Below are 17,005 nucleotides of genomic sequence, written 5' to 3'. Positions count from 1 at the left end.
TCCTGGTATCGCTCCCCCCCAACATTTAAATGGACGGCAGCATCAGGGCCCAAATGGCTTACGCTGGAACTGATCATGACCGCATTTCGGACAACGCGGCAAAATCTCCGGCGTATAGAACGTCAAATGATGGTGGCACTGTTCGCACACCAGATTGCCCAACCCCACAACTTCCCCACTATGGTATACGCCGTGGTGAGTGACATCCTTGAACATTTCGCGCCACTCAAGCTGGGTCTTATCCGTAATATCCGCCAGCTCCTGCCACAGACTTTCACGAATCACACGCATGAACACACTGCCGGAAAACTCCTCGCGATTCTCCTCATAGCTGCGGGCGAACTCCTCCAAATCCCGTTGCACCGCCTGCATCACCTGTTCGATTTCCTTTTGCGTCAGCGCGTTGCTCTCATGCAATGTCTGACGGGCATTGCGCACCAGCGTATCCATATCGTGTTCGCCACGACGCAACCACTCGGTAACGGTCGACATCAGTTCCTGATAATAACGTGCGACTTTGCTCATAAGGGCTCCTCAGCGGCTCACCGCAGCATTGTCGGCACCTACGCCGAACGGATCTGACCAGCGGATCCTGGGACTATCGCCGGACGCTATGTTTTTTATTTTAGACGATTTTTCCACCATCGCCGCGATACGCCTCCCAATCCGGGAATCCATCGGCAACCCCGGACATTCGGGCAGAAATCGACGGCAGAGCACCGCAATCGGTTGTTGAGCCAGTCGCTTATCAGCTATGCTATGCGGATCTTTTGATATGCAACAGAACATGCTACTGGCGTAGCTATTTTTCACTATAGGATCACTGGCTGCCATGCAAGAGCAATACCGTCCAGAAGATATCGAAGCGCACGTCCAGCTTCACTGGCAAGAAAAACAAACTTTTAAAGTGACCGAAGAACCCGGCAAGGAAAAATACTATTGCCTTTCCATGCTGCCTTATCCTTCTGGCCGCCTTCACATGGGACACGTCCGCAACTACACCATCGGCGACGTGATCTCCCGCTATCAGCGCATGTTGGGCAAAAACGTACTTCAACCCATCGGCTGGGATGCTTTCGGCCTACCGGCCGAAGGCGCTGCGGTGAAAAACAATACGGCGCCGGCTCCCTGGACCTATGCCAACATCGAATACATGAAAAACCAGTTGAAAGTGCTGGGTTTCGGCTATGACTGGGATCGCGAAGTCACCACCTGTCGCCCGGAATACTATCGCTGGGAACAGTGGTTCTTTACCAAGCTGTATGAAAAAGGTCTGGTCTACAAAAAAACCTCGGCGGTGAACTGGTGCCCGAACGATCAGACCGTGCTAGCCAACGAACAGGTTATCGACGGCTGCTGTTGGCGTTGCGACACCAAGGTCGAGCGCAAAGAGATTCCGCAGTGGTTCGTTAAAATTACCGCTTATGCGGAAGAACTGCTTAACGATCTGGATACGCTGGAAAGCTGGCCGGAACAAGTTAAGACCATGCAGCGCAACTGGATTGGGCGTTCTGAAGGCGTAGAAATCACGTTTGATGTTACAGACAGCACCGACACGTTGACTGTGTATACCACTCGTCCGGATACCTTTATCGGCGCCACCTATGTTGCCGTCGCCGCTGCGCATCCGCTGGCATTGGGCGCTGCCGCCAATAATCCCGCATTGAGTGCGTTTGTCGATGAGTGCCGTAACACCAAGGTTGCCGAAGCTGACATGGCCACCATGGAGAAAAAAGGCATCGCGACGGGCCTGTTTGTGGTGCATCCACTGACAGGTGAAAAACTCCCGGTATGGGCAGCCAACTTCGTCCTGATGGATTACGGCACCGGTGCCGTAATGGCTGTTCCAGGCCACGACCAACGCGACTGGGAATTCGCCACTAAATACAATTTGCCGATCAAACCGGTCATTCTGAACGCCGATGGCAGTGAGCCGGATCTTTCCGCTCAGGCCATGACGGAGAAAGGGCAACTGTTCAACTCCGGCGAATTCAGTGGGTTGGATCACGCAGCAGGCTTCAACGCGATTGCCGATAAGCTGGTATCACTCGGGGTTGGTGCGCGTAAAGTGAACTACCGCCTGCGCGACTGGGGCGTATCCCGTCAACGTTATTGGGGCGCGCCGATCCCGATGGTAACGCTGGAAGACGGCACCGTTATGCCGACGCCGGAAGACCAACTGCCGGTCATTCTGCCGGAAGACGTGACGATGGATGGCATCACCAGCCCAATCAAAGCCGATCCGCAATGGGCGAAAACCACCGTGAACGGCCAACCGGCGCTGCGCGAAACCGATACCTTCGATACGTTTATGGAGTCGTCCTGGTACTACGCCCGCTACACCTGCCCACAGTACGATCAGGGCATGCTGGATCCCGCCGCCGCCAATTACTGGTTGCCGGTCGATCAGTATGTAGGCGGTATCGAACACGCGATTATGCACCTGATGTACTTCCGCTTTTTCCACAAGCTGATGCGCGATGCAGGTCTGGTCAACTCCAATGAACCGGCTAAACGCCTGCTCTGTCAGGGAATGGTTCTAGCGGATGCTTTCTTCTATACGGGAGACAACGGCGAACGTATTTGGGTATCGCCGGTCGACGTTACCGTGGAACGGGACGACAAGGGCCGTATCGTCAAGGCGTTTGATCAGGAAGGCCGTGAGCTGGTTTATGCCGGCATGAGCAAAATGTCGAAATCGAAAAACAACGGTATCGACCCACAAGTCATGGTGGAAAAATACGGCGCGGATACCGTTCGTCTGTTCATGATGTTTGCTTCTCCGGCGGAAATGACGCTGGAATGGCAAGAATCCGGCGTCGAAGGCGCCAACCGTTTCCTGAAGCGTGTCTGGAAGCAGGTTTACGATCATACCGCCAAGGGTTCGACCCAGCCGCTGAATATCGCTGAACTGACTGACGATCAGAAGGCGTTGCGCCGCGATCTGCACAAAACCATCGCCAAAGTGACTGACGATATCGGGCGTCGCCAGACGTTCAACACCGCTATCGCCGCCATCATGGAGTTGATGAACAAACTGGCCAAAGCGCCACAGGGCGCCGAACAGGATCGCGCTCTGACGCAGGAAACCCTGCTGGCTGTCGTTCGTATGCTTTACCCCTTCACGCCGCACGTCAGCTTCACACTGTGGCATGAATTGCAGGGAGAAGGCGACATCGATCGCGCGCCCTGGCCGGTGGCGGACGAACAGGCGATGGTCGAAGACTCGCGTCTGGTGGTCGTGCAGGTTAACGGTAAAGTCCGCGGCAAAATTACCGTGGCGGCGGATGCTACCGAACAACAGGTGCGCGACCGTGCGGCGCAGGAACCGCTGGTTGCCAAATATCTGGACGGCGTCACCGTGCGCAAAGTGATCTTCGTTCCGGGCAAACTGCTTAACCTGGTTGTGGGTTAACGCCAAGGAGGCTATGTGCGAAACCCTCTTTTGACGCTGTTACTGGGGCTGGCGGTGTTGATCACCGCCGGATGCGGTTTTCATCTGCGCGGCACCACCCAGGTGCCGCCGCAGTTGCAAACGCTGATTCTGGATAGCGGCGACCCGAACGGCCCGATAACACGGGCTATTCGTGAACAACTCCGCCTCAACAATGTCACCATTGTTGAAAACAGCAAACGGCAGGATATTCCGTCGCTACGCTATATGGGAGAAACACTCACTCGTAATGCGGTGTCCGTTTTCCAGGATGGCAAGGCGGCTGAATACCAGTTTATCCTTGAGTTGAAAATGCAGGTGCTAATGCCGGGAGATGACATTTACCCCATCAACGTCACGATTTTCCGCACCTTCTTTGACAACCCGCTGGCCGCGCTGGCTAAAGATTCAGAGCAGGATATCGTGATTCAGGAAATGCGCGATCAGGCTGCCCAACAGTTGGTTCGCAAACTCTCTTCCATCAAGGGAAGGCAGGATGCGAAACTCGCGAATAAATCGACGGCAGCCGCCCCCAAAGCACCATGATTCGTCTCTATCCTGAGCAACTTGCCGCGCAGCTCCGTGAGGGGTTGCGCGGTTGTTATTTGTTGTGCGGTAACGAACCGCTACTGTTGCAGGAAAGCCAGGATCAGATCCGGGCCGCCGCCCAACAGCAGGAGTTTCTGGAGCATTTCAGTTTTGTGTTGGATAACGCTACCGACTGGGATGCGGTCTTTTCCACCTGCCAGGCACTCAGCTTATTCGCGTCACGTCAGACGCTGTTGTTGAATCTCCCCGATGCAGGCCCGACAGCCGCTATGAGCGAGCAATTGATTAAGCTCGCCGGTCTGCTACACCCGGATATTCTGTTGATAATCCGAGGCAATAAGCTCTCCAAAGCCCAGGAAAATAGCGCCTGGTTCAAGACACTCGCCGAACAGGGCGTTTACGTCCCCTGCTTGTCTCCCGAGCAGGAACACCTCCCCCGCTGGGTCGCACAGCGAGCCAAAACCATGAAGCTGGAACTGGATGACGCGGCCGGTCAGCTCATCTGCTATTGCTACGAAGGCAACCTGCTGGCGTTGGTGCAGGCGCTGGAGCGGCTGACGCTGCTTTATCCGGATGGAAAACTGACACTGCCTCGCGTGGAACAGGCGGTAAACGATGCCGCCCACTTTACACCGTTCCACTGGGTCGACGCGCTGCTGGCAGGGAAAAGCAAACGCGCCTGGCACATTCTTCACCAACTGCGGTTAGAAGACGGCGAACCGGTTATTCTGCTGCGCACCGTGCAGCGCGAACTGTTGCTGCTGCTACAGTTGAAAAGACAGATGGCAACCGTGCCGCTGCGCACGCTGTTTGACCGACACAAGGTATGGCAGAACCGCCGGAACCTGATCACTCAAGCGTTACAGCGTCTGTCGCTCCAGCAATTACAGCAGGCAGTGACGTTGTTGGCACAGTTGGAAGTCACGCTGAAACAGAACTATGGTCAGCCGGTGTGGGCAGAACTGGAAACACTGACGATGGTGCTTTGCGGCAAAGCGCTGCCCGATAGCCTGCTAGAGGTGTAATGAGTTGTCGATCCCCCCTTCTTCAGAGCCGATGATCGCCTATTTCGGCGGCACGTTTGATCCCATTCACTACGGGCATTTGCGCCCGGTAACGGCGCTCGCCCAGGAGATTGGGCTGCATCAAATCGTATTATTGCCGAACAATGTTCCGCCCCACCGGGAACAGCCGGAAGCCAGCCCGGCACAAAGAAAACGGATGGCCGAACTGGCCGTGCAAGATAATCCGTTGTTTCGGGTGGATGACCGCGAGCTACATCGCACCCTGCCGTCCTATACCATCGACACGCTGGAAATGCTGCGGGCAGAAAAAGGATGGCAGGTTCCACTGGCGTTTATTATCGGGCAAGACTCACTGCTCACACTCCACCGTTGGCATCGCTGGCAGGATCTGCTGAATTGCTGTCATTTACTGGTCTGTGCCCGGCCGGGCTATCGCCAGCAAATGGACACCCCCGAGTTGGAACACTGGCTGGCCTATCACCTCTGCGCTGATGTTTCCCGGCTGCACCAGCAGAGCAACGGGCTGATTTATCTGGCCAACACGCCGTTGTTGCCGATTTCGGCCACCGAAATCCGCCAGCGGCGCCAGCAGGGGATCGACTGCCAGGATCTGCTGCCCACAGCCGTACTGAATTATATTGACACACACCGTCTTTACCGATAGCGACGGCTTTGTACCACTCACTATCAGTGCATGGTATACTCCGCCGCTGGTTTCAGGCGCCAGGCAAAGCAAACGGCACCGCCGTCACGACATACGCCCTGATTACCGTCAGCCAACCGGTTTCAACCGGTCTATTCAGCAGCACCCAAGGGGGGAACCTTTGCAAGGCCAAGCACTCCAAGACTTCGTGATTGATAAAATTGACGATTTAAAAGGTCAGGATATCGTCGCTCTCGACGTAAAGGGCAAATCCAGTATCACTGACTGTATGATTATCTGCACCGGAACATCCAGCCGCCATGTGATGTCGATTGCCGACCACGTAGTACAAGAATCGCGCGCCGCCGGTCTGATACCGCTGGGCGTAGAAGGCGCTAATGACGCCGACTGGGTTGTGGTCGATTTGGGCGATGTGATCGTCCATGTCATGCAGGAAGACAGCCGCCACCTGTATGAGCTGGAAAAACTCTGGGGCTGACATGAAACTGCAACTGGTTGCTGTCGGCACCAGAATGCCTGACTGGGTACAGACCGGTTTTACCGATTATCTGCGTCGTTTCCCCAAAGACATGCCGTTGGAGCTGGTAGAGGTTCCGGCGGGAAAACGGGGAAAGAACGCCGACATCAAGCGAATACTGGAACGTGAAGGCGAGCAAATGCTGGCAGCCGTGGGCAAGGGGAATCGTATCGTGACGCTGGATATTCCCGGTACGCCCTGGGAAACGCCGCAACTGGCAACCCAACTGGAACGCTGGAAACAGGATGGTCGGGATGTCAGTCTGCTGATTGGCGGCCCCGAAGGTCTTGCACCACAGTGCAAAGCAGCGGCGGAACAGAGCTGGTCGCTATCGCCGTTGACATTGCCGCATCCGCTGGTGCGGGTTCTGGTGGCGGAAAGCTTGTACCGCGCCTGGAGCATTACCACAAATCATCCTTACCACCGGGAGTAAGGCGATACGATGAATCACGTGAAGTAACAATCGCTGGATGAACATAGAACGTAAACCCTTTCGTGACTATACGGCTGAGGCTGCGCTATTTGTGCGTCGGGCACTGGTGGCATTCCTCGGCATTTTGTTGCTTTCCGGCATCCTGGTCGCCAATCTCTATCATCTGCAGATATTACGTTTCGACGATTACCGCACCCGTTCGAATGAAAACCGCATCAAACTGGTGCCGATCGCACCCAGCCGCGGCATTATCTACGATCGCAACGGTATTCCGCTGGCGCTCAACCGCACCATCTATCAACTGGAACTGATCCCGGAAAAAGTCAACAACCTGGAAGCCACACTGCAGGAACTGAAACCCATTCTCGATCTTACCGATGAAGATCTGGACAACTTTAGAAAAGAACGCAAACGTTCCCGCCGTTTCACCTCGATTCCCATCAAGACCGGTCTGACCGAAGTGGAAGTCGCCCGATTTGCCGTCAACCAATACCGATTTCCCGGTATCGAGGTAAAAGGCTATCAACGGCGTTATTACCCCTATGGATCCGCGCTGACCCACGTCATCGGCTATGTCTCGAAAATCAACGATAAAGATCTCGAACGGCTGGACAAGGACGATAAACTTGCCGACTACGCCGCCACCCATGACATCGGCAAACTGGGTATCGAGCGTTATTACGAAGACATTCTGCACGGCAAGCCCGGTTATGAAGAGGTTGAAGTCAACAACCGTGGCCGCGTTATTCGCCAGTTACACGAACAACCTCCGCAGGCGGGCAAAGACATCTATTTGACGTTGGATCTCAACCTCCAGCTCTACATTGAAAAATTGCTTGAAGGCAGCCGCGCCGCTGTCGTGGTAGCGGATCCACGCGACGCCAGCATTTTGGCGATGGTTTCCATGCCCAGCTATGACCCTAACCCCTTCGTGGACGGTATTTCCGGCAAAGATTACCGCGCATTGCTCAACGATGCGAACCGACCGCTGATCAACCGCACGACACAAGGGATTTATCCGCCCGCATCCACGGTAAAACCCTATATCGCCGTTTCCGCGCTGAGCGCCGGCGTTATCACGCCCTATACCTCGTTGTTTGATCCCGGTTGGTGGCAGTTGCCCGGTTCGGAAAAACGGTTCCGCGACTGGAAAAAATGGGGGCATGGGCGCCTTAACCTGACCAAAGCGCTGGAGGAATCCGCTGATACCTACTTTTATCAGGTGGCTTACGATATGGGTATCGACCGGCTGTCGGAGTGGATGAGCAAGTTCGGCTACGGCCAGTCGACAGGTATTGATTTGTCTGAAGAGCGTGCCGGTATTATGCCGACCCGCGACTGGAAAATGCGGCGTTATAAAAAACCCTGGTATCAGGGAGATACTATCCCCGTCGGCATTGGCCAGGGTTACTGGACCGCCACCCCCATTCAGATGCTGAAAGCGCTTACTACGCTTATCAACGATGGCCAGGTAAAAACGCCCCACTTAATGAGCGGGATACAGGAGAATGGCACCATGGTGCCTTATCGTCAGCCAGAGCATCGCCAAATTGGCGATATTCGCTCCGGCTACTGGGAGATCGTAAAAGACGGAATGTACGGCGTCGCCAACCGTCCAAACGGTACGGCGCACAAGAGTTTTGCCGATGCTCCCTACAAGATTGCAGCCAAATCCGGTACCGCGCAGGTCTTCGGCCTGAAGGAAAACGAAACCTATAACGCCAACCGGATTGCGGAACGCCTGCGCGACCACAAACTGATGACCGCCTTCGCACCGTATAACAACCCAAGAGTGGCAATGTCGATCATTCTGGAAAACGGCGGCGCCGGGCCGGCGGTAGGGACGATTGTCCGCCAGATACTCGACCACATCATGTTGGGTGACAACAATACCAGCCTGCCGGTGTCTGCGCCGACGCCGCCGGGTAGTGAAACAGAGTAGAGATCGCCATGACAGACAGCCAACAAAAAAAGTCTATCTGGACCAAAATCCACATCGACCTGCCGCTACTCCTCTGTGTTCTGGCGTTGCTGGGCTACAGCGTATTCGTGATGTGGAGCGCCAGCGGTCAGGACGTCGGGATGATGGAACGCAAGGTTATCCAGTGCCTGCTGGGGCTGGTGGTGATGATCGGCATGGCTCAGATCCCCCCCAGAGTCTACGAGGGCTGGGCACCATACCTGTATGTGGTGTGTATTGTTCTGTTGATGATGGTGGATATCTTCGGCCAGATCAGTAAAGGCGCCCAACGCTGGTTGGATCTGGGCATACTGCGCTTCCAGCCGTCGGAAATCGCCAAGATTGCGGTCCCCTTGATGGTTGCGCGCTACATCAACCGCGATATGTGTCCGCCTTCGTTGAAAAATACCGCCATTGCACTGGCGATGACGTTCGTTCCTACCCTGCTGGTGGCTGCGCAGCCGGATCTGGGTACGGCGGTGCTGATATGCGCCTCCGGCCTGTTCGTGCTGTTCCTGGCGGGAATGAGCTGGCGGTTGATTATCATCGCCGCCCTGTTGCTGGCCGCATTCATCCCGATCCTCTGGTTCTTCCTGATGCACGATTACCAGCGTAATCGAGTGATCATGCTACTTGACCCTGAAACCGATCCGCTCGGTGCCGGCTATCACATCATTCAGTCCAAAATTGCCATCGGTTCCGGTGGGCTATCAGGTAAGGGCTGGTTACAGGGCACGCAATCGCAGCTGGAATTTCTGCCGGAACGCCACACCGATTTCATCTTCGCCGTGCTAGCCGAAGAGCTGGGGCTCATCGGCGTTCTGATCCTGTTGGCACTGTATCTGTTTCTGATCATGCGCGGCCTGGTGATCGCCGCCAACGCCCAGACGTCGTTTGGGCGCGTGATGGTGGGCGGCCTGATGTTGATCTTTTTCGTCTATGTTTTCGTTAACATCGGTATGGTCAGTGGTATTCTGCCGGTGGTTGGGGTGCCGCTGCCGTTGGTCAGCTACGGGGGATCGGCGCTGGTTGTGCTGATGGCGGGGTTCGGTATCGTGATGTCGATACATACGCACCGCAAAATGTTATCCAAAAATCTATAGAGGTGGGCAATGCGTAAGGATTGGCTTTGGATGGGGGCGCTCAGCCTGGTACTGGCGGGTTGTACGTCGACAGATCAACAATCGCAAACGCCGGCGTCCCAGACGGCATACAGCGGTCCGGTCGAAGAAATTCCCGGCGTCGAACCCCGTTACGAACCCTATAATCCGGCCAGCCTGCAGGATTACACCGTTAACGACAAAAAATATCGCATTGTAAAAAACCCGGAAAATTTCAGTGAAGCGGGATTTGCCTCCTGGCAGAACCGCGGATCAGCCGGCACGCGCACCGCCATTGGCGAAGAGTTCAATCCCAATGCCTTTGCCGCTGCCCATCCTACGCTCCCTATTCCCAGTTATGTCCGAGTGACCAACCTGAGCAATGGGCGCCGTCTGGTGGTGCGTGTTAACGATCGCGGGCCTTATACTCCAGGCCGCATCATCGATTTGACGCGGGCGGCGGCCGATCGACTCAACCTTTCCAACAACACTAAAGTAAAAGTCGATTTCATCAGCGTGGCGCCTGACGGCACATTGTCCGGCCCCGGTACTGTAGGCACTCGCGTTGCCCGACAGAGTTTTGCGCTGCCGTCGCGCCCGGATCTGGGTACCAGTAGTTTGGGAACACCGACGCTTTCCACCACTACGCCGGAAGCCGCCGTCCGCCCGATAAGTAACGCCACGTTGACGCCTACCGCCCAAAACAGCACATCCGTCGACACAAGTACGATTCCGTCATCAGGGAACATTCCGGTATCTGTCAGCGGCAGTCGTGGCGGTGGTTTTCTGAAATCCCCACAACCGTTGCGCAGCGGGGTACTGGAAGGATCCGAGTCCGCCCCAGCTGTGAGTCCTGCCGGCGCCACAGCGTCGGTTTCCAACGCAGCGCCAATAGCAACCGCGCCACGTTCTGGGGCGTCAAGCGCGCCAGTCTCGGCGGGTAGCGGCAATTTTGTCGTACAGGTGGGCGCACTCAGCGATCAACAACGGGCGCAAACCTGGCTGAATAGCCTGCGCGAACGTTTCCGCGTTCCGGGCAAAGCGACGTTCAACAACGGACTGTACCGCATCCAGCTTGGCCCTTTCCCGAGCCGTCAACAGGCCGTTGAACTGCAACAACGGCTATCGACCGAAGCACAGCAACCCTCTTTTGTCACTGTGGCGTCAAGTGCCCAGTAGATAGTCAGTCTGGCGAAGAGGGATAACCTCCCTCTTTCAGATGAACCGGAAATAACGGCGTCACTAATGAAAAATGGCAAAATCACGTAACGTATTGGCTGGTGCCGCCCCGATTTTCATCTGCTATAGTGTGGCTCGTTTTTTAACTTATACCCATGGATGTTGTTGTTCCAATCATGAATAGAGTAATCACGTCTCGCTTTACTAAACGTATTGTGCTCGGCACACTGCTCGTCCTCGGCGTATCTGCGTTTTCCCATGCCGAAGACATTAATCTGAAAACCATGATTCCTGCCGTTCCGGATATTGATGCCGAAGCATACATCCTGATTGATTACAACTCGGGTAAAGTCCTGGCCGAAAAAAATGCCGATGTACGCCGCAATCCGGCCAGCCTGACCAAGATGATGACCAGCTATGTCATCGGCCAGGCCATTAAAGCAGGGAAGATCAACCCGAATGACATCGTGACCATCGGTAAAGACGCCTGGGCCACCGGCAACCCTGACTTTCAGGGTTCTTCGCTGATGTTTCTTAAACCCGGTGATCGTGTTCCGGTTCACATGCTGAACAAAGGCATCATTCTCCAGTCCGGTAATGACGCCTGCGTCGCCATGGCTGACTATGTCGCCGGCAGTCAGGATGCGTTCATCAGTTTGATGAACGGTTACGTTAAATCATTGGGATTGCAGAATACACAGTTCAAGACCGTGCACGGTCTTGATGCGGAAGGCCAATATAGCTCGGCGCGCGACATGGCGCTGATCGGCCAGGCATTGATTCGCGATGTACCGAACGAATATGCCACTTATAAAGAAAAAGAGTTCACTTTCAATAATATCCGTCAGATGAACCGTAATGGTTTGCTGTGGGATTCCAGCCTGAGCGTGGATGGCATCAAAACCGGTCACACCGCTTCCGCCGGTTATAACCTGGTGGCTTCAGCAACCGAAGGCCAGATGCGCCTGATTTCCGCAGTGTTGGGCGGCCGTACTTTCAAGGGGCGTGAGTCGGAAAGCAAAAAACTGCTGACATGGGGTTTCCGTTTCTTCGAAACGGTAGCACCGTTGAAAGCAGACAAAGAATTCGCGTCTGAACCCGTCTGGTTCGGGAATGCCGACAGGGTCTCGCTGGGAGTGGAAAAAGATGCTTACATCACTATTCCTCGCGGACGCATGAAAGACCTGAAAGCCAGTTATGTACTCAACAATACCGAGCTGCATGCTCCGCTGGCCAAGAATCAGGTAGTGGGCACGATCAATTTCCAACTGGATGGCAAAGTTATCGAACAACGACCGCTGGTCGTGATGAACGATGTCAAAGAAGGCGGGATCTTTGGTCGCCTGTTTGACTATATCAAGCTGATGTTCCACCGTTGGTTCAGTTGATTCTTATTGAATTCAGGGCAACCACCCCAATGTTGCTCATTTCAGGATCGTGCTGATTTCAGCCATACTTGATACTCCCGCTACGGCGGGAGTAATAATTTTTGCATTTCCGTATTAATGAATGACTCTGGAGCCACCATGAAAACCAAACTCAACGAATTGCTCGAATTCCCATGCTCGTTTACCTACAAAGTGATGGGGCTGGCAAAACCGGAACTGGTTGATCTGGTGGTGGAAGTCGTACAGCGTCATGCGCCAGGCGATTACACGCCGCAGGTGAAACCCAGCTCTAAGGGTAACTACCACTCCGTTTCCATTACCATTACCGCAACGCATATCGAGCAAGTCGAGACGCTGTACGAAGAGTTGGGAAAAATTGAGATTGTCCGCGTCGTGCTGTAATGCCCCGTTGCCAGACCTGGACGACAGGGGAAAACGCTACCCGCTCCCCTGTCGCACCGTTATAATGGCGCCCATTCTTCCTTAACCTGAAGATGACACTCTTGCAACAGGACACGATCATTGTACGTCAGCTCGGCGTACAGCCTTACGAGCCGGTCTCTCTGGCAATGCATCATTTCACCGAATTACGTAACGACAGCAGCCAGGATGAAATCTGGCTGGTGCAGCATCATCCCGTCTTCACGCAAGGCCAGGCCGGGAAAGCCGAACATGTCCTGATGCCCGGCGATATTCCGGTAATCCAGAGCGATCGCGGCGGGCAGGTTACTTACCATGGCCCGGGGCAGCAGGTTATGTACGTACTCGTCGACATTAAACGCCGTAAAACCGGCGCTCGTTCATTGGTAACGGCTATTGAGAACACCGTCATCAATACGCTCGCACACGTTGGTGTCGATGCTTATGCCCGGCCCGATGCCCCCGGCGTTTATGTAAACGAGAGCAAGATCTGCTCGCTGGGGCTACGCATTCGTCATGGTTGCTCATTTCATGGCCTTGCATTGAACATCGATATGGATCTGTCCCCATTCCTGCGCATCAATCCTTGTGGTTACGCCGGTATGGCAATGACCCAACTCAGCACGCTGGTACCGGGAGCCCGCCCGGAGGACATCGCGCCAGTCATGGTTCGGGCATTTATGCAAATGCTGGGTTATCGTCACAGTGAATGGCTTGACTGGAAGTGGGAACAACAAGGCGAACCCTTGCCGCGTTCCCAGTGAGATAGATCTATAAATTACATTTTATTTACATTTTCACCGCATTTCACCGCTATCAAGCTGCTCGGTGCGAGCAAAGATGATATAATTTGGTGAGTTTTTAAAAAAAAGTTTAATCAATCCCGCAATCTCATGATTTTAAAATAGATTTATGAGTGCGAATTAAACCTGGAACGACGCAAACATGAGTAAACCGATTCAGATCGAACGTGGCGTTAAGTACCGCGACGCCGATAAAATGGCATTGATCCCGGTACGTACCGTTGCCACCGAGCGTCAGGAACTGCTGCGTAAACCGGAATGGATGAAAATCAAACTCCCGGCCGATTCCAGCCGAATCAAAGGCATAAAGGACGCAATGCGTCGCAATGGCCTTCACTCTGTTTGCGAAGAAGCGTCCTGCCCCAATCTGGCCGAATGTTTTAACCATGGAACGGCGACCTTTATGATCCTTGGCGCCATCTGTACCCGTCGTTGCCCTTTCTGCGACGTTGCCCATGGACGCCCAATCACGCCAGATGCTAATGAACCGGAAAAACTGGCGCAAACCATTCACGACATGGGGCTGCGCTATGTTGTCGTCACCTCGGTCGATCGCGATGACCTACGCGATGGCGGCGCGCAGCATTTTGCCGACTGCATTAGCGCTATCCGTCGTAAAAATCCCGTCATCAAGATAGAAACGCTGGTACCGGACTTCCGCGGCCGGATGGATCGCGCACTGGATATTCTCACGGCAACGCCACCTGATGTTTTCAACCACAATCTGGAAAATGTTCCCCGTCTCTACCGGCAAGTGCGCCCAGGTGCCGATTATGCATGGTCGCTCAAGCTGTTGGAGAAATTCAAGGAAGTACATCCGGACATTCCTACCAAGTCAGGCTTGATGGTCGGGTTGGGGGAAACCAATGATGAAATTCTGGACGTCATGCGCGATCTACGCCGTCATGGCGTCACGATGTTGACACTGGGCCAATACCTACAGCCAAGCCGCCATCATCTACCGGTTAAACGCTACGTTAGCCCGGAGGAATTCGATTCAATGAAAACCGAAGCATTGGCGATGGGCTTTACACATGCGGCATGCGGTCCGTTTGTTCGTTCGTCTTACCATGCCGATCTGCAGGCAAAAGGCGTCGAAGTAAAATAATAACGCCCCAGGCAACGAAATATTTTTTTACCGAAATAGCAGATACAGCAAAAAGCGGGTGACAAAGTCACCCGCTTTCAATTCGGCAATACGCAGAGTGGTTATTACTCTTTGTGGCGGTTATCGCTGATAGAAGAAGTATGCTCTTCCTGCTTGGCAGCAGGTTGCTCTTCATTCATGGCCTTTTTGAAACCTTTGATCGCTGCGCCAAGGTCGCCACCCAGTGAGCGGAGTTTATTGGTTCCAAATAACAGAACAACCAATACCGCTACAACCAAAAGTTTGGTAACACTAATTTCCATAACTATCTACCTGATGATGTGAGCCGGGAAAGCCAGCGCGCTTTACATAACTCTGTTTTAAACGATCCGCCGGATAAGACAATGATTATCTGTAACAGAATAAGACAACACACTATCAATCGCTACTTTTATCGCCAGAACGCTCCGACCTTTTCTATCGTAATACAGACAACGGAAAGTGATTGTGACTTAAAACAGGGAACTGGCGTCTTGTGTCCGAATACATTTCACCGATCGCTCAAGGATAGCGTCACTTTCAAATTTGAAAGCTTTCGGGCAATGCAAGCAGATATACATTCTGCAAAACCATACAAACTACCCAAACCACGATGAGACAGGTAAAATTCTGCCGTCAATGACGGAGATGACATTCCTCCATAACCGCCTTCTGGCTGATGATGTCTACGAACCTCTCGCAAGGGCGTAGCATCACGCCTTTCTGAGACTCGCCTAACCTACTGTTGAATAAAAGGTGACTATGTACAGTACGTTACTTGCCGTTTTTCTTGGTGGTGGTATTGGGAGCCTATTACGCTGGCAGTTGAGTGTACGTTTCAATAGCGTGTTTCCACAGATGCCAGCAGGCACGCTGATAGCAAATCTTACCGGTGCATTCATCATCGGGGCCGCCATGAGTATGTTTATACGCCAGCCAGACCTCAGTCCTCACTGGAAGTTATTTATTACCACTGGCTTTTGTGGAGGATTAACCACATTTTCAACTTTTTCGTTTGAAGTCGTAGCGTTATTACAAAATGGGGAATGGGTAGCGGCATTACTAAACCTGCTACTTAATCTGGCAGGATCGTTACTCATGACCGCCCTCGCTTTCGCGTTGGTAGGCTGGCTGACTTCACATTGAAGTCAGCCAAATAAAAACCCGCCACTAGGCGGGTTTTTCAGGAAATCGGTATTTAATTAAATAGCGATAACGTTAGCAGCGGAAGGACCTTTAGCACCGTTAGTGATTTCAAACTCTACGCGCTGACCTTCAGCCAGGGTTTTGAAACCAGTGCTCTGGATAGCGGAGAAGTGTACGAATACATCTTTGCTACCATCTTCCGGAGTAATGAAACCGAATCCTTTGGACTCATTAAACCACTTAACGCTACCTTTAATCTTAGACATCAAAATTACCTTTACATGAAATGAACGACACAAAATCTGTGTCTGAGACAGTACAGCAATTGGCGAGCCATTTGTCCAGCCGAACATCACCAAAAAGTGAGAAAACCCGATAAAAAAGTGAACGGAAGCCATTAATCCGACATATTCGGGAACGATACCTGGATCATCTGGTATGTTAGCCGCCTGTATAACGATATTTTCGATTGATATAGACAGGTGAAGGAAGAATGCAAAAAACGTTGGGATTGCTTGGAGGCATGAGCTGGGAATCGACACTCATCTATTACCGGTTGATCAATCAGCATATCAAGGAAGCACTGGGCGGGCTCCACTCTGCGCGGCTGGTATTACACAGCGCGGATTTCCACGACATAGAGCGCATGCAATCTGCCGGTGATTGGGACGCAGCAGCGGAATACCTGGCACAAGCAGCATTCGGACTGAAACTCGCAGGAGCAGAAGCGCTGGTCATTTGTACTAACACCATGCACAAAGTAGCCGAAACTGTCGAACAACGTAGTGGTCTTCCTTTGATTCATATCGCAGATGCCACCGCTCACAGTATTAAACAACAGAATCTCTCTTCTATCGCACTGCTTGGCACCCGCTATACGATGGAGCAAGACTTTTACCGCTGTCGATTAGAGGAAAAATTCGCACTCCAGGTACTCACGCCCGATAGCCATGCGCGCAATGAAATCAATCGCATCATCTTTGACGAACTGTGTCTTGGTCGCTTTCTTGATAGCTCCCGACAAACACTGTGCCAGATAGTCGCCGAACTACAGCTGCAAGGTGCGGAAGGCATCATTTTGGGGTGTACTGAACTCCCATTGCTCCTGCGAGCTGAAGACATCACCCTGCCCTTGCTGGACACCACACATTTGCATGCTCTGGCTGCAGCACGTTTCGCGCTCGGCACGAGCAATATCCATAATTAATGTATGGAAATAAAAATAATAACCTCTTTTATTTGCTCAGATATCCCCATTTAAC

At 53.3% G+C, this 17,005-nt stretch carries 18 protein-coding genes and 1 riboswitch; of the genes, 15 read left to right on the top strand and 3 right to left on the bottom strand.

Features of this window, described 5'->3' with window-relative positions; translation table 11 throughout:
* Window positions 1-42 precede the first annotated feature (42 nt).
* The gene (locus DPA2511_RS05630) at window positions 43-525 is read right to left on the bottom strand and encodes a zinc ribbon-containing protein (RefSeq protein WP_012764721.1); all 483 of its coding nucleotides are present in this window, start codon (window positions 523-525) and stop codon (window positions 43-45) included.
* A 307-nt stretch (window positions 526-832) separates the two neighbouring features.
* Between DPA2511_RS05630 and leuS the strand changes: the two genes are divergently transcribed.
* From leuS to lipA, 13 genes are all read left to right on the top strand, one after another.
* Window positions 833-3,415, top strand: coding sequence for a leucine--tRNA ligase (leuS, locus tag DPA2511_RS05625; protein WP_012764720.1), 2,583 nt, complete (start codon window positions 833-835; stop codon window positions 3,413-3,415).
* A 15-nt stretch (window positions 3,416-3,430) separates the two neighbouring features.
* A complete protein-coding gene (gene lptE, locus DPA2511_RS05620) occupies window positions 3,431-3,979 on the top strand; it encodes an LPS assembly lipoprotein LptE (protein ID WP_012764719.1) in 549 nt (182 codons plus the stop codon).
* Complete coding sequence (holA, locus tag DPA2511_RS05615; RefSeq protein WP_012764718.1) at window positions 3,976-5,007, top strand: DNA polymerase III subunit delta; 1,032 nt, start codon at window positions 3,976-3,978, stop codon at window positions 5,005-5,007. The genes lptE and holA overlap by 4 nt, the downstream gene beginning before the upstream one ends.
* Window positions 5,008-5,038: 31 nt before the next feature.
* Complete coding sequence (gene nadD, locus DPA2511_RS05610; RefSeq protein WP_035049473.1) at window positions 5,039-5,671, top strand: nicotinate-nucleotide adenylyltransferase; 633 nt, start codon at window positions 5,039-5,041, stop codon at window positions 5,669-5,671.
* A 160-nt stretch (window positions 5,672-5,831) separates the two neighbouring features.
* The gene (gene rsfS / locus DPA2511_RS05605) at window positions 5,832-6,149 is read left to right on the top strand and encodes a ribosome silencing factor (protein ID WP_012764716.1); all 318 of its coding nucleotides are present in this window, start codon (window positions 5,832-5,834) and stop codon (window positions 6,147-6,149) included.
* A gap of 1 nt (window position 6,150) precedes the next feature.
* Complete coding sequence (gene rlmH / locus DPA2511_RS05600) at window positions 6,151-6,621, top strand: 23S rRNA (pseudouridine(1915)-N(3))-methyltransferase RlmH (protein ID WP_012764715.1); 471 nt, start codon at window positions 6,151-6,153, stop codon at window positions 6,619-6,621.
* Between the two features lie 37 nt (window positions 6,622-6,658).
* Complete coding sequence (mrdA, locus tag DPA2511_RS05595) at window positions 6,659-8,563, top strand: peptidoglycan DD-transpeptidase MrdA (RefSeq protein WP_012764714.1); 1,905 nt, start codon at window positions 6,659-6,661, stop codon at window positions 8,561-8,563.
* Between the two features lie 8 nt (window positions 8,564-8,571).
* Window positions 8,572-9,684 (top strand): peptidoglycan glycosyltransferase MrdB, encoded by a 1,113-nt coding sequence (gene mrdB / locus DPA2511_RS05590; protein WP_012764713.1) that lies wholly within the window; start codon window positions 8,572-8,574, stop codon window positions 9,682-9,684.
* A 9-nt stretch (window positions 9,685-9,693) separates the two neighbouring features.
* Window positions 9,694-10,860: an endolytic peptidoglycan transglycosylase RlpA gene (gene rlpA / locus DPA2511_RS05585; protein WP_012764712.1), complete on the top strand. Its 1,167-nt coding sequence runs from the start codon at window positions 9,694-9,696 to the stop codon at window positions 10,858-10,860.
* Between the two features lie 176 nt (window positions 10,861-11,036).
* Entirely contained in the window at window positions 11,037-12,248 is a 1,212-nt protein-coding gene (gene dacA / locus DPA2511_RS05580; protein ID WP_012764711.1) for a D-alanyl-D-alanine carboxypeptidase DacA, read from the top strand.
* A gap of 138 nt (window positions 12,249-12,386) precedes the next feature.
* The gene (gene ybeD, locus DPA2511_RS05575) at window positions 12,387-12,650 is read left to right on the top strand and encodes a DUF493 family protein YbeD (RefSeq protein WP_012764710.1); all 264 of its coding nucleotides are present in this window, start codon (window positions 12,387-12,389) and stop codon (window positions 12,648-12,650) included.
* A 92-nt stretch (window positions 12,651-12,742) separates the two neighbouring features.
* A complete protein-coding gene (lipB, locus tag DPA2511_RS05570) occupies window positions 12,743-13,432 on the top strand; it encodes a lipoyl(octanoyl) transferase LipB (protein WP_012764709.1) in 690 nt (229 codons plus the stop codon).
* 181 nt (window positions 13,433-13,613) lie between these two features.
* Entirely contained in the window at window positions 13,614-14,579 is a 966-nt protein-coding gene (gene lipA / locus DPA2511_RS05565; RefSeq protein ID WP_012764708.1) for a lipoyl synthase, read from the top strand.
* Window positions 14,580-14,683: 104 nt separating this feature from the next.
* On the opposite strand, the gene tatE is transcribed toward lipA, so the two are convergent.
* Window positions 14,684-14,881 carry a twin-arginine translocase subunit TatE gene (gene tatE / locus DPA2511_RS05560; RefSeq protein WP_012764707.1) on the bottom strand — a complete coding sequence of 66 codons (198 nt, stop codon included), beginning with the start codon at window positions 14,879-14,881 and terminating at the stop codon, window positions 14,684-14,686.
* A gap of 351 nt (window positions 14,882-15,232) precedes the next feature.
* Window positions 15,233-15,293, top strand: a riboswitch (Fluoride riboswitch).
* Between the two features lie 66 nt (window positions 15,294-15,359).
* Here tatE and crcB point away from each other — a divergent pair.
* Window positions 15,360-15,743 (top strand): fluoride efflux transporter CrcB, encoded by a 384-nt coding sequence (gene crcB / locus DPA2511_RS05555; protein WP_012764706.1) that lies wholly within the window; start codon window positions 15,360-15,362, stop codon window positions 15,741-15,743.
* Between the two features lie 56 nt (window positions 15,744-15,799).
* On the opposite strand, the gene cspE is transcribed toward crcB, so the two are convergent.
* On the bottom strand, window positions 15,800-16,009 hold the full coding sequence (gene cspE, locus DPA2511_RS05550; protein ID WP_012764705.1) for a transcription antiterminator/RNA stability regulator CspE: 210 nt from the start codon (window positions 16,007-16,009) through the stop codon (window positions 15,800-15,802).
* 227 nt (window positions 16,010-16,236) lie between these two features.
* On the opposite strand from cspE, the gene DPA2511_RS05545 reads away from it, so the two are divergent.
* Window positions 16,237-16,950, top strand: a complete 714-nt coding sequence (locus DPA2511_RS05545; protein WP_012764704.1) for an aspartate/glutamate racemase family protein — start codon at window positions 16,237-16,239, stop codon at window positions 16,948-16,950.
* The last annotated feature ends 55 nt before the right edge of the window (window positions 16,951-17,005 follow it).

Source organism: Musicola paradisiaca NCPPB 2511 (genome assembly GCF_000400505.1).
GTDB classification, from domain to species: domain Bacteria; phylum Pseudomonadota; class Gammaproteobacteria; order Enterobacterales; family Enterobacteriaceae; genus Musicola; species Musicola paradisiaca.
Note: the sequence above shows the minus strand (reverse complement) of the source record. Positions and strands in the feature narration are given on the sequence as shown.